At 65.3% G+C, this 13,303-nt stretch carries 13 protein-coding genes; 9 read left to right on the top strand and 4 right to left on the bottom strand.

The features are described 5' to 3' along the window. The first annotated feature begins 211 nt into the window (after positions 1-211). Complete coding sequence (locus tag AC1RCO_RS19340; RefSeq protein ID WP_492617956.1) at positions 212-1,075, top strand: DUF4087 domain-containing protein; 864 nt, start codon at positions 212-214, stop codon at positions 1,073-1,075. Here the strand turns inward: AC1RCO_RS19340 and AC1RCO_RS19345 are convergent. From AC1RCO_RS19345 to AC1RCO_RS19360, 4 genes are all read right to left on the bottom strand, one after another. Continuing rightward, on the bottom strand, positions 1,072-1,875 hold the full coding sequence (locus tag AC1RCO_RS19345) for a GNAT family N-acetyltransferase (protein ID WP_401024853.1): 804 nt from the start codon (positions 1,873-1,875) through the stop codon (positions 1,072-1,074). The two genes, AC1RCO_RS19340 and AC1RCO_RS19345, sit on opposite strands and share 4 nt — an antisense overlap. A 1-nt stretch (position 1,876) precedes the next feature. Next, complete coding sequence (locus AC1RCO_RS19350) at positions 1,877-2,353, bottom strand: HIT family protein (protein ID WP_011063267.1); 477 nt, start codon at positions 2,351-2,353, stop codon at positions 1,877-1,879. A 96-nt stretch (positions 2,354-2,449) separates the two neighbouring features. Continuing rightward, positions 2,450-4,057, bottom strand: coding sequence for a 5-guanidino-2-oxopentanoate decarboxylase (locus tag AC1RCO_RS19355; protein WP_123472937.1), 1,608 nt, complete (start codon positions 4,055-4,057; stop codon positions 2,450-2,452). Between the two features lie 123 nt (positions 4,058-4,180). Further along, a complete protein-coding gene (locus AC1RCO_RS19360) occupies positions 4,181-5,101 on the bottom strand; it encodes a LysR substrate-binding domain-containing protein (RefSeq protein ID WP_015636908.1) in 921 nt (306 codons plus the stop codon). Positions 5,102-5,326: 225 nt separating this feature from the next. Between AC1RCO_RS19360 and AC1RCO_RS19365 the strand changes: the two genes are divergently transcribed. The 8 genes from AC1RCO_RS19365 to AC1RCO_RS19400 all read left to right on the top strand — a co-directional run bounded on the left by AC1RCO_RS19365 (position 5,327) and on the right by AC1RCO_RS19400 (position 13,280). After that, the gene (locus AC1RCO_RS19365; protein WP_123472938.1) at positions 5,327-6,121 is read left to right on the top strand and encodes an ABC transporter ATP-binding protein; all 795 of its coding nucleotides are present in this window, start codon (positions 5,327-5,329) and stop codon (positions 6,119-6,121) included. Positions 6,122-6,170: 49 nt separating this feature from the next. Continuing rightward, positions 6,171-6,944 carry a transporter substrate-binding domain-containing protein gene (locus AC1RCO_RS19370; RefSeq protein WP_011063271.1) on the top strand — a complete coding sequence of 258 codons (774 nt, stop codon included), beginning with the start codon at positions 6,171-6,173 and terminating at the stop codon, positions 6,942-6,944. Between the two features lie 51 nt (positions 6,945-6,995). After that, positions 6,996-7,709, top strand: coding sequence for an ABC transporter permease (locus AC1RCO_RS19375; protein WP_015636909.1), 714 nt, complete (start codon positions 6,996-6,998; stop codon positions 7,707-7,709). 9 nt (positions 7,710-7,718) lie between these two features. After that, positions 7,719-8,408 (top strand): ABC transporter permease, encoded by a 690-nt coding sequence (locus AC1RCO_RS19380; RefSeq protein WP_011063273.1) that lies wholly within the window; start codon positions 7,719-7,721, stop codon positions 8,406-8,408. Positions 8,409-8,451: 43 nt separating this feature from the next. After that, positions 8,452-9,633, top strand: a complete 1,182-nt coding sequence (locus tag AC1RCO_RS19385; RefSeq protein ID WP_401402205.1) for a pyridoxal phosphate-dependent aminotransferase — start codon at positions 8,452-8,454, stop codon at positions 9,631-9,633. A 108-nt stretch (positions 9,634-9,741) separates the two neighbouring features. Further along, positions 9,742-11,487: an amidohydrolase gene (locus AC1RCO_RS19390; RefSeq protein WP_053159991.1), complete on the top strand. Its 1,746-nt coding sequence runs from the start codon at positions 9,742-9,744 to the stop codon at positions 11,485-11,487. Then, on the top strand, positions 11,487-12,413 hold the full coding sequence (locus AC1RCO_RS19395; RefSeq protein ID WP_123431387.1) for a CobW family GTP-binding protein: 927 nt from the start codon (positions 11,487-11,489) through the stop codon (positions 12,411-12,413). Before AC1RCO_RS19390 ends, AC1RCO_RS19395 begins: the two co-directional genes overlap by 1 nt. Before the next feature lie 165 nt (positions 12,414-12,578). Continuing rightward, positions 12,579-13,280 (top strand): hypothetical protein, encoded by a 702-nt coding sequence (locus tag AC1RCO_RS19400; RefSeq protein ID WP_011063277.1) that lies wholly within the window; start codon positions 12,579-12,581, stop codon positions 13,278-13,280. Positions 13,281-13,303 lie beyond the last annotated feature (23 nt).

A 13,303-nucleotide genomic window follows, 5' to 3' on the forward strand; every position in this document is an offset into this window, starting at 1 on the left:
ATGGCCAGACGCGAGATTACGCCATTTCCCAGCCGCTGTTTCGGCCAGGCCTGCCAAACCCTTAACCCTGCCCAGCCATGGGCCTACTGCCGCGATGCTGATGACAGCCTGGTGCAGATGCGCCGCTATCGCGACGCCCCCCATGCCCGGCTTGACGTGCCCGAAGCAGCGCTCCATTGTCCCCGGCCCGCCTCTCGAACAAGGATGCTCCATGCTTCAGCGCGTCATGCTCTGCACCCTACTGACAGTATTCGCCCTCCCCGCGTTCGCCGCACCCGCCAAGGTCGAACGCCGTTGCGGCTGGTTCGAGAATCCGACGCCAGCCAACGCCACCCTGACCGACCGCGATGGCGTCTGGGAGATCGCCAGCCAGGGCGGCTATCAGGCCGAGGGCGAGTGGCCCACTTTCAACGACCAGCAATGGGTGCGCACCAACAATCACTACGGCTACGGCTGCGCTTGTGTCAGCGCCAGTGCGGATCCCCGGACTCATCGCCTCGACCAATTGCACAAAGCCAAGGCCCGCCCGCTGTCTGCCTGTCGCAACGATCCCAGCCTGTACGAACCCTTGCGCGAGGAAGCCGGAGTTCCGGTATTGCCCATGGATTCACCACGCTTCAAGGGTCAGGGCTTCAGCCTGCAATACCCCAAAGGTTGGAAGCTTGGCCAGGCGCAGAACTGCCTCACCCTGGACCACCCGAAAAAACGCCCCCAGGAGGAGTACACCCTGCACCTGTGCCTGCAGCAGGGCAGCCTGGAACAGGCCGCCGAAGGTTTGTTTTTCTATCAGGAAAGCGGCGTGTGGATGCGCAGCGCCGGAAGGGATGAACCCAGCCCGGTGCAAGAGATTTCAGGCCCCGGCTGGAAAGGCCTGCTGGCCTATCAGACCTGCGGCATCAGCGATGGGGACACCGGCTTTCACGCCTATGGCGGCACCTGCCTGATGGCGCTGATCGACAGCGGCCAGCGTCAGGTGGTGGCTGACAGCGTCGGGTTCTTTCAGGACTTCGCCACCCTGAGGGCGATTCTGTACTCGATCCGCTTCGACCCGGCGCCGACAACGCCACCCCACTAGCCCTGTGACTCGGCCCGATACAGGGTTTGCAGGTGAGACAGGCGCAAGCCGCAGTGCTCCAGGTTGCGCCGGCTTTGCGAGTTCACCAGGGCGGTGGCTGCCACGCTCCGGGCCCCCAAAGCAGCAGCCTGCTGCAAGCGATGGGCGATCAGGGCCCGGTGATAACCCAGGCCCCGCGCGGCCCGGGTGGTAAAGGCGGTGCCCAGGTATGCCACGCCGTTGTCGGCGATGAACAGCGCCGCGCCGGCCACCGCAACGCCCTGCTCCCGCAACAGGTACAAATGCCCGCGCCCATCGTTGAGCAAGCCACCAAAGGCCGCCTGGGTGGCCGGCCGAGCGGCCGCAGGGGTATTGAAGCCTTCGCGGTGCAGCGTGCAGAACACTTCCAGCGTCGAGGCGGTCACCGGCTCGATATCCAGCACTGAAGGCGGCGCCACAATCTCGCCCACAGGAGCGAACAGCTGCCCATGAGTCCAGCCCTTCAGGCGCTGCAACGGCAGCCCTTGCAGCTCCAGGGTGGGCACAACCTTGGCTGACTCGGCGATCAAGGCGATCGCCGGGGCGTAAGCCACGCAGCTCTGCAGCAGATCGACCAGGCGCCGGGCATCCTGTGCCCTGTCGCCATGTACCCGGTTCATCATCGGGCTGGGGTTGCCGCCGACGACGAAGGCACCACAACCCGGCTCACCAAACAGGCAGGCCCGATAAGGGTTGCCCGGCAGGCTCGCCAGACCCTGGACCCGGGCCCGCAGGTATTGGGTTTCGGCATATTCAAGCGCCAGCGCGCGGCTCAGGTGCATATCAGCGGTTACCCACCGGGGTTTCACTGACCCAGGGCACCCGCACCTGCTCGGCGATGCTCGTGGCCTGCTGCTGCAACACCTCCAGTTGGGTCCGACGGCCGAACAAGCCAGTGAAATGCAGCAGCAAGCGCCCGGCAAACCCCAGGCCATCGCCGCGTTTGCGCGGGATCAAGTGCAGGTGCGCATGGGGAATGTGCTGGTTGGTGGCGCGGCCGTCATTGACCAGCAGGTGGGTGCCTTCGACGCCGTAGCCGGCACGCCGTTGCGCCGCCAGCAGGCCATCGAAGACCTGATACAGGTGCTGGCGGATGAAACCGGGCAATTGCTCGAGCTTCTCTACGTGCTGCTGGGGGATCAGCAGCAGGTGCCCTTCACCCAGCGGATGCACGTCCATGAAGGCCATGCAGTGCTCATCGCGGTACACCAGTGCGGCGGGCAAGGTGCCGGCGGCAATCTGGCAGAAAATGCAATTCATCCCTGAATCCTCAAGTGGCAAGGCGCGCCCGGGCGGGCGCCGCCAATGTAACCCACCTGCATCCTGTAAAGCGCGTTCCTTGTGCCCGGCTTGGGTTCAGCCCAGCGCCAGGTAGGCGCCGGCATCGACCTCGATCATCACCGGCTGCCGGGTGTCCTTGAGGGTGTGCAACAGGTCTTGCAGCTGCGCGGGGGAGTCGGCGCGGTGGTGCGCCACATGGAAGCTTCGGGCCATGGCCTGGAAGTCCGGGGTGAGGATGTCCACCCCCAGCGGCACGATATCCCGCGCCTGCATGTAGTCGCGGATCTCGCCGTAGCACTGGTTGTTCCACACCAGCAGGATCACGCCGATCTGTGCTTCCTTGGCCGCGATCAGCTCGCCGCTGGCGAACTGCAGGCCACCGTCCCCCACCAGCGCCACCACTGGCCGCTCGGGGCGCGCCAGCTTGGCGCCCATGGCCGCCGGCAAGCCGTAGCCCAGGGTGCCGTAACCACTGCCGGCGTTGAACCAGCTGGCCGGAGCCGGGGCCTGGTAGCCACAGGCGCCCTGGTACACCGGCTGGGTCGAGTCGCCCACCAGGATCGGTGCATCCAGATTGTCCCGCAGCAGGTCCAGCAGGCCCTGCAAGCCTTGCTGCTTGGGCGTCCAGCCGGCGCGCTCGGCCTGGTTCACCCGTTGCACGCTGTCCAGTGCCCAGCGCCCGCGGGAATTGGCAGGCGCCACCTTGCCCAGCAGTGCCTGCAAACCTTCCAGGGCATCCCCCACCAGGCCGACATGGGCCCGCTGCACGCCCATGACCTGCATCGGGTCGATGTCCAGGCGAATCAGCGAACCCTTGAAGCGCAGCGGCCCGAGGCCAAAGAAGTCGTAGTCGGTTTCCCCAAGCTCGGTGCCCACGGCGAGCACCACATCCGCTTCGTCGATCAGCGCCCGGCCATGGGCCGAGGACTGCACGCCATCGAGCAACAGCGGGTGGCCGCAAGGCAGCAGGCCGCGGGCGTTGGTGGTCAGGGCCACCGGCGCCTGCAGGCGCTCGGCCAATTGCCGCAGGACCTCGGCGCAACCCCGGGCACCACCACCGGCCAGGATCAACGGGCGGTGGGCACTGTTGAGCAAGGCCAGCGCCGCCTCGATCGAAGCCCCGGCCGGCGCCGGCGCGCCAGGCAGGCTGCGGGGCATCAGGTTGAGGTTATCGGCGGGCATCTCCAGCACGTCCAGGGGAATCTCGATGTGCACCGGCCGTGGCCGTGCGCACTTGAATACGGCAAAGGCCCGCGCCAGCAGTTCCGGCAACTCCGAAGGCGCTTGCAGGGTGTGGCTGAAGGCGCAGACCCCGGCCACCATTGCTCGCTGGTCCGGCAGTTCGTGCAGGTGGCCGTGGCCCAGGCGCAGGTGCTCGCGACGGTTGACGGTAGAGATCACCAGCATCGGCACCGAATCGGCATAGGCCTGGCCCATGGCCGTGAGGATATTGGTCATGCCAGGGCCAGTGATGATGAAGCACACCCCAGGCTTGCCGCTGGCCCGGGCGTAGCCGTCGGCCATGAACCCGGCCCCCTGTTCATGCCGTGGGCTGACGTGGCGCAAGCGGCTGCCGTGCAGGCCGCGATAGAGCTCGACGGTGTGCACGCCGGGAATCCCGAATACCGTGTCCACGCCATAACCTTCCAGCAAACGAACCAGGGACTGCGCACAGGTGGTCATCGACTACTTCCTCTTGTTCTTATGTGCGGGCGACACCCTGCGCCCGGCTGATGTCGAGGGACATTAGTCGCTGCACCCAAGGGGCAACAATCGAAAAAAATCGCGGCGATTGCTCAATAAAATTCACGCTTTGCCGTTGCGACGGGGTTCCGGGTGCAAGCGGGTGATGCCCTGCAGCTGGGACTTGACCCACTCGCTGAACGCCAGCACCACCGGCCGCTCGGACTTGAGCAGGTCGGCCACCAGGTAGTAGCCGCGATTGGACTCGATCTCGGTGCCGAAGGGCTGCACCAGTTGGCCCCGGGCCAGGGCTTCGCCGCTGATCAGGTTGTCGCCCATGGCAATGCCCTGGCCGGCGATGCAGGCCGACTGTACGAAGTGCGCGTCGGCAAACACGATGCCCCGGCGCACGTCGACATTCGGCGCCCCGGCGGCCGCCAGCCAGACCCGCCAGTCGGAGTAGTCGATCATGTGCAGGAGCAAGGCGTGATCCAGGCCATCAAGGGTTTTCAGGCCACCCATGGCATTCACCAGGCTCGGGCTGCACACCGGGAAATAGCGCAGGGAGACGATCTTCTGCACGTGCTGGTTGGGCCAGTCGCCCATGCCATAGGCCACGAACAGATCGACGCTGCTGTCGCTGGTGTCCCCCGGCGTGCGGGGCGACACCAACTGCAGTTCAACCTGGGGATACAGCGCCTGGAATTCGGCGATATGGGTGCACAGCCAATAGGTGGCGAACCCCGGCGGGCTGCTGATGCACAGCCGGCCGCTGACCTGCTGGCCATCGGAGCGCTGGCCGGCCTCGAGGATATTGGCCAGCAGCAGGTGGATGTCCCGGGCATAGCGCTCCCCCTGGTAGGTGATGCGAATGCTGCGGCCCTGGCGCTCGGTCAGGGCAAACCCCAGGGTCTGCTCCAGGCTCTTGATCTGGTGGCTGATGGCGCTGGGCGTCAGGTTCAGCTCATTGGCGGCCTCGGCGACACTGCCCAGGCGGGCCACCGCGTCCAGAGCGCGCAACGCGGTCATGGAGGGATAACGCATACCGATCATGCCTCGACTACAAAAAAACGAGTGGCAGCACCATAGCTGCAATCGGCGTCCGGCAATAGCCTTGCTCGTCGCCGAAAAAAAAGCCAATTACTGAAAAAAATTACCGTGTCCCACTAAAAATGCTCGATTGACCCGCCGCCGTCGATGGCTAATTCTCAAGCCCTACCCTGTGCCGGGTACTGCCCGGCCATCGCACAATAACAAGAGGGTCGACCCTTGCAATCGCAGCCCAACTCCGTCAATCCCGTGGTGGCGATCGATGATCTGCACAAGAGCTACGCCGATCACCACGTGCTCAAGGGCATCGCCCTGCGCGCCAATGAAGGCGAAGTGGTGTCGTTGATCGGCTCCAGCGGCTCGGGCAAAAGCACCCTGCTGCGCTGCATCAACCTGCTGGAGATTCCCTGCAGCGGCAGCCTGCGCATCAATGGCGAAGAAGTGCGCATCAGGACCGACCGTGCCGGCAACCCGCAGGTCGCCGACCCGGCCCAGGTGGCGCGCCTGCGCACCCAGTTGAGCATGGTGTTCCAGAGCTTCAACCTGTGGCCCCACCGCACCGTCCTGGAAAACGTCATCGAAGCGCCGGTGTATGTCCTCGGTGAAGACCGCAAGGACGCCATCGCCCATGCCGAGCACCTGCTGGAAAAGGTCGGCCTGGCCAACAAGCGCGACACTTTCCCTTCCTTTCTCTCCGGCGGCCAGCAGCAGCGGGTGGCCATCGCCCGGGCCCTGGCCATGCGCCCCCAGGTGCTGTTGATGGACGAACCGACCTCGGCCCTGGACCCGGAACTGGTGGGCGAGGTGCTCAAGGTCATCCAGGGCATCGCCGAGGAAGGCCGTACCATGATCCTGGTGACCCACGAAATGGCCTTTGCCCGGGACGTGTCGAGCAAGGTGATGTTCCTTCACCAGGGGCTGGTGGAAGAAGAAGGGCCACCCCAGCAAGTGTTCCTCAACCCGGTCAGCGAGCGCTGCCGGCAATTCGTCATGGCTCAGGAAAACCGCGTCTGACGTTTCGCTTCAATCCTTGAAAACAACAACTTCGATAAAGGGTAAAGCCATGAAAAACCTGCTCAAGGTGCTCGCCACCGGTTGCCTGTTCAGTGCACTGGCCAGCCACGCCGTGGCCGCCGACAAGATCGTCTTCGGCATCGCCCTGGAACCCTACCCGCCGTTCTCGATGAAAAGCGGCAACGGCGACTGGAGCGGCTTCGAACCGGAGCTGATCAAGGCTCTGTGCGACCGCATGCAGGCCCAGTGCCCACTCAAGGAAGTGGCCTGGGACGGCCTGATCCCGGCCCTGCAATCGAGCCAGATCGACGCCATCCTCAACTCCCTGAGCATCACCGACGAACGTGAAAAGGTCATCGATTTCTCTGCGCCCTACTACCAGACCCCGGCCATGTGGGTCGCCGACCAGAGCCTGGAGCTGGTCACCACCCCCGAAGGCCTCAAGGGCAAGCTGATCGGCGTACAGGGTTCGACCTCCAACGCGACCTTCGCCAAGACCTACTACGGCAAGACCTCGACCCTGCGCTACTACACCACTCAGGACGACATGATCGCCGACCTGCAGAGCGGGCGGATCGACGTGATGCTGGCCGACGCCCTGACCATCGAGCCGATCCTCAAGACCGCGGCCGGTGCCGGCCTGGCGGACAAGGGCCTGGCGCCCAAGGACCCGCTGTTCGGTTCCGGCATCGGGGTCGGCCTGCGCAAGGGTGACAGCGCCCTGCAGCAGCGGATCAACACCGCCCTGGCCTCGCTCAAGGCCGATGGCACCTACGACAAGATCCGCAGCCGCTACTTCAGCGTCGACATTTCTGCCAACTAAGCCGTCCGGCCGGCCCGTTTGCGCGGGCCGCCGGCGTTGACTGGATACGTCATGATTTCTCTGTCCGACCTTTCCCAACTGTTCGTCGCCGACGGCTGGCTCGGCGCCCTGGCCCAGGGCGCGCTGGTGTCCCTGCAGATTTCCGCCGGGGCCTTTGTGCTCGGCCTGGGCATCGGCCTGCTGGTGGCGATGATCAAGCTCAAGGGCCCGCGCTGGCTGGTGAAGCTGGCCAACGCCTACACCACCCTGTACCGGGCCATGCCCGAGCTGCTGCTGATTCTGCTGCTCTACTACGCCGGCACCGACCTGCTGAACATGGCCATGGCCGCCATGGACCGGCCGAGCGTCACGGTCAACGGTTTCATCGCCGCGGTGCTGGTGCTGGGCATCGTCCAGGGCGCCTATTCGGCGGAGATCATCCGGGGCGCGATCCAGGCCATTCCCTACGGTCAGATCGAAGCGGCCCGGGCCTACGGCATCGAACGCTGGCTGCTGGTGCGGCGCATCCTGTTGCCGAGCATGCTGCCCTATGCCATGGCCGGGCTATCGAACCTGTGGCTGGTACTGGTCAAGGACAGCGCGCTGATCAGCATCGTCGGCTACAGCGAACTGCTCTCGGTGGGCAAGCAGGCAGCCGGTTCCACCAAGCACTACCTGGTGTTCTACCTGGCGGTCGCAGCCTTCTACTTCGTCATCACCCTGGTTTCCGGCAGCGTGTTCCGCGTGCTCGAACGACGCACCAACCGCTGGCTGCCCCAGCACTAGGAGACTCGGATGGACTTTTCCTGGATCAACGGTTTTTCCAGCGAGCTGCTGCGCGGCCTGGGCATCACCCTCAAGCTCCTGCTGCTGAGCGGAATCTGCGGCTTTGCCCTGGCAGTAGTGGTGGGCCTGGGCCGGGTGTCGCGCAACCCTCTGATTCGTGCGCCGATGCAGTTCTACATCAGTGTGTTTCGCGGCACCCCGCTGCTGGTGCAGATCTACATCCTCTATTACGGGGTCGGCAGCCTGTTCGCCGCCTACCCGCCGATTCGCGGCAGCTTTCTCTGGCCCTACCTGCGCGAAGGTTTCTGGTATGTGGCCTTGGCCCTGACCCTGAGTGTCGGCGCCTACGTCGGCGAAGTGCTGCGTGGCGGCCTGCGGGCCGTGCCCCGAGGCGAGCTGGAAGCCGCTCGCGCCTATGGCATGGGCCACTGGCTGACCCTGCGCCGGGTGTGGCTGCCCCGGGCCCTGGAACTGGTGCGCCCGACCCTGGTGGGGGAATGCGTGCTGCTGCTCAAGGCCACTGCACTGGCGTCCACCGTGGCGGTCACCGACCTGCTGGGCGCGGCCAACCTGGTACGGGCCCAGACCCTGAAAGTCTACGAGCCGCTGCTGGCCGTGGCACTGATCTACATCGTCCTGGCCTTTGTCATCGAACATCTGTGCGCACGCCTGGGCAAGGTCCCCCAGCGTCAGGCCTGAACCCATTCATTGCGCGGGCAGCGAGGCCCGTGAGGAGAACAACATGCGTTACTCACCTTTCGTACAGCGCATCAGCGGCGAATCCGTCAGCGCCTGGGACATCCACTACGCGGCCATCGAGGCCCGTGGGCGCGGAGAAGACGTGATCGTGCTCAGCGTCGGTGACCCGGACTTCGCCACCGACGAGCGCATCAGCGCTGCCGCCAGTGCCGCCCTGGAGCAAGGCGACACCCACTACACCCACGTCCTCGGCCGCCCTGCCCTGCGTGAGGCCATCGCCGCCAAGCAGCGCCGCCTGCTGGGCATCGAGGTCAGCGCCGACAACGTGGCGCTGGTGGCGGGTGCGCAGAACGGCTTGTTCGCCACATCGCTGTGCCTGTTCAGCAGCGGCGACGAAGTGCTGGTGCCAGAACCCATGTACCTGACCTACGAGGCCTGCATCCACGCCTCGGGGGCGCAGATCGCCTGCGTCCAGCAGCCGGCGGCCAATGGCTTTCGCCTGACCGCCGCGGCCCTGGAAGCGGCGCTCACCGACAAGACTCGCGGCATTGCCCTGGCCACCCCGTGCAACCCCACCGGCAACGTCTACAGCCGTGAGGAGCTGGAAGCCGTGGCCGAGGTGGCGCGCAAGCATGACCTGTGGGTGATCTCCGACGAGGTCTACGGGCAACTGACCTACGACCGCGAACACCTGAGCATCGCTTCGCTGCCGGGCATGGCCGAGCGCACGGTAATCCTCAACAGCCTGTCGAAAACCCATGCCATGACCGGTTGGCGCGTGGGCTGGGTGATCGCCCCGCCGGCCCTGGTCGGGCATCTGGACAACCTCTTGCTGTGCATGCTCTACGGCCTGCCGGGGTTTATCCAGGAAGCCGCGCTCAAGGCCCTGGAGCTCGATGAAGAAGTGATCGGCAGCGCCCGCGAGGTCTATCGCCGGCGCCGCGACCTGGTGGTGGAGGGCCTCAAGCAGGTGCAACTGCTGGACTGCCGCGAGCCGGAAGCCGGGATGTTCATGCTGGTGGACGTGCGCCGCACCGGCCTGTCGAGCATGGATTTCGCCTGGCAGCTGTTCCGCGCCACCGGGGTCTCGGTGCTCGACGCCCAGGCTTTCGGCGCCAGTGCCGAGGGCTTCGTGCGGATCTCCTTCACCGTCGCCGACGAGGTGCTCAAGGACGCCTGCCAGCGCATTGCCGGCTTTGTCGAAACCCTGGGCGCACAACGCTGAATGCATGACCCGGGCCGCCCAGCGGCCCTGGTACCTCTGACAAGAACACTGCTGCGCCATACTTTTTTGCCCACCTTTGAAGGGCCCCCTGCTTGAGAGGTTGACCCCGTGACCGCTTCCGACCAATTCAACTCCACCCATAGCGCCGTCGATCAATACGCTGAACTGGTGCTGCACAACGGCCGGATGTACACCCTCGATCCGGCCCAGCCCTGGGCCGACGCCGTGGCCATCCGCCAGGGCAAGCTGATCGCGGTGGGCAGCCTCGCTTCCCTGGCCTCGCTGATCGGGCCCAATACCCGCCAGCACGATCTGGACGGGGCCTTCTGCATGCCCGGCCTGCATGACATGCACACCCACCCGGACCTGGCCCTGGCCCCGCGCTACGCCGACGACCTGGACGTGGGCATCGAAGACCCGACCCCGGAGCAACTGGCAGCAGCGATCCACGCCTATGCCGACAGCCATCCCGGCGACGGCTGGATCTACGGCCAGTACTGGGTGCGCTACACCTTCCGCGAGGCCGGGCTGACCCCGGGCCGCGAATGGCTCGACAGCGTCATGCCGGACCGCCCGGTGGCCCTGCTGGACCGCATGTGGGGGACCATGATGGTCAACTCCAAGGCCCTGGAACTGGCCGGCATCGACCGCCACACCAGCGACCCGCGCAACGGCTACCTGGAGCGCGACGAGCTGACCGGCGAACCCAACGGCTTGTTGATCGACGGTGCCTACGCCCTGATCCATGCCGCCATGCCGCCGACTCCGGTGTCGGTGCTGCGCCGTGCCTATCGCGATGGCGTGCACTTCCAGACCTCTCGCGGGGTCACCGCCACCAAGTACGTGCACGTCTGCGAAAACCGCCTGCAGGCCCTCAAGGAACTGGACGATGCCGGCGAGCTGACCCTGCGGGTGGAAGCCGCCATCAGCTGGCAGGACGACATCTTCCCGGTGCGCCGGCGCTGGGAACTGCTCAGTGGCGAGCGGCATTTCTATCGCAGCGCGCGCCTGAGTGCCAACGCGGTGAAGTTCCACTTCGATGGCACCGTGGAGCCCAAGTCTTCCTACCTGCTGACCCCCTGGCCGGAAGAGTCGAGCTGGCGCGGCAAGCTCAACCTGACCCCGGAACACATCACCGACATGGTGGTGGACATGGACAAGCGCGGCCTGCGGGTGATCGCCCACTGCACCGGCGACGGCGCCTCCGACGTGTTCCTCGATGCCGTGGCCGAGGCCCGGCGGCGCAACGGCAACAGCGGCATCCGTCACCAATGCGCCCACAGCACCCTGCTGCACCCGGGCAACCTCAAGCGTTTCCAGGCCCTGGACGTGATCGCCGAGTTCTCTCCGGCAGCCTGGTACCCGACGCCGTTCGCCAGCGGCGCACGCTCCGGCTACGGCCAGGAACGCCTCAAGCGCATCTATGACTTCAAGGGCGTGTTGGCAGCCGGTGGCATCGCGGTGTTCGGCACCGACTGGCCGGTGGCGTCCATCGATCCATGGCTGGCCCTGGAAACCATGGTCACCCGGCAGAACCCGTGGAACCAGGAACCCGACACCTTCGGTGACCCCATCAGCCTGGAACAGGCGCTGCAAGTGGCGACCCTCAACGGCGCCCATGCCATGGGCCTGGAACACCTGACCGGCAGCCTGGAGGCCGGCAAGTCGGCGGACCTGATCGTCCTCGACCGCGACCTGTTCGCCCAGGGCGCACGCAACTACATCCACCACACCCAGGTGCAACTGACCTTCGTCGAGGGGCAACTGGTCTACGACCGCCAGGGCACCTTCAGCGACACCCCTCTGCAAGCGGTGTGGGAAGGCCTGCCACCGGTGATCGAGGGCAAGGAATAATGAACAGCACCCCGAGCATCCCGGTAACCGTGGTTGCAGGCTTTCTCGGCGCCGGCAAGACCACCCTGCTCAACCGCATGGTGCAACGCGCCGACAGCGGCCGGCTGGCGGTGATCGTCAACGATTTCGGCGAGCTGAACATCGATGCGGCGATCATCGCCGAGGTCACCGACGCGGTGTACAGCCTGCAGAACGGCTGCATCTGCTGCACCGTGCAGGAGGACCTGCTGGCGCAACTGGTGAGCCTGTCCAAGCTGCGCCCGGCCCTGGAGCGAATTGTCATCGAGTGCAGCGGCGTCTCCGACCCGCAGCGCATCGTGCAGACCATCGGCTACCCGCAACTGCGCAACCGCCTGCACCTGGACGCGGTGATCACCCTGGTGGATGCCAGCGGCTACCAGGACCTGGAAGGGGAAATGGCCCGCCTGTCCCGAGCCCAGGTGGCCTGCGCCGACTGGGTGCTGCTGAACAAGGCCGATCTGGTGAGCGCCGAGCAATTGCAGAACATCCGCGCCAGCCTCGGCAATCGTGCCCCGGTGTTCGACACGGTGCAGGCCGAGCTGCCCCCCGAGCTGCTGCTGGCGCCGCCGGTGCGCTCCACCGAAGTGCTGTTCAAGGCCCTGCCCCAGGCCCACGACCAGTTGTTCGAAAGCTGGGTGTGGAAAAGCTCGCGACCGCTGCAGCCCAAGGCTTTGCGGGACTGGCTGGCGCGCCTGCCCGCCGACCTGCTGCGCCTCAAGGGCCTGGTGCGCCTTGAAGGCAATGAACAACCTTATTGGTTGCAGCATGTGGGCAACCGCAGCCAGTTCACCCTGGCCGCCGATCAGCCCACCGAGCATGCCGCGCAATTGGTATTCATCGCCCGCCGGGGCAGCGATCTGCGCCAGGAACTGGAGGCTGGGGTCAGCGATACACAAGTGCTTTGAACGACAGGGAATCTGTGGCGCGAAGGCCGGTCTGAAAGAGGCGCGGCTGCCGGGCCGTCGCTTGGTCCGTGACAATAGGGCCCGGGTCCAATAGATTAGGCGCCCCCGAAAATCCCCCTGGGCCTTTCGCGCCTCAAACCTGTTAAACCAAGTAGTGGATGTTCAATGCCTGATTCCAACACCGAAGAATCCGTAGTCGCCCTGTCCAACAAGGCCGAATACGAAAACGCCATTCATCTTTCACAACACGTGTCCCAGGCCAAGACCATCAGCGAGATGGTGCTCGACGCCTTCCACACCTCGAAAGAAAGTGACCAGATTCGCGAACTGCGCGCAGCGATTCGCCAGGCCCACGACCGCTTTGACGACGACACCGCCTATGAACTCATGGGCCAGCTCAAGCAGCTCAAAGACGCCGAGGCCGCCGACCTCGCCGCCTTGGAAGACCTGAGCAAGAAATTCCCCATCAGCCGGATTCTCTCCAGCTACAAGGACGATCCGGACTTCCAGGAGCTGGTCTACGGCCTGGCCCTGAAGGTGCTGAACCAGACCCACCAGGCCATCAGCAACCCCAGCGGCGGCAAGAGCAAGGCGCGTCCGAAGAAGGAAATGGAAGTGTTCGCCATCAGCAAGGACGGCGTCAGCGTCACCCTGCCGATGCGCCCGCGCTCCAAGGCCAACGTCGACCGTGAAGCCTTCGAATTCCTCGGCTTCAGCTTTGTCGGCGAAGGCGACGAGGCGGAACTGGAAAGCGAGATGTTCCTCGACAAGGATGGCAACGAACAGCAGGCCACCCGCAAGAACATCGTTACCGCGATCCAGCAGCAGACCGCGTTCGAAGGCTACAGCGCGCAACAACAGCTGTAACCCGCCGCTGCAGGGGCGAGCTT

It is taken from the genome of Pseudomonas sp. GW823-FHT03E05 (assembly GCF_058796855.1).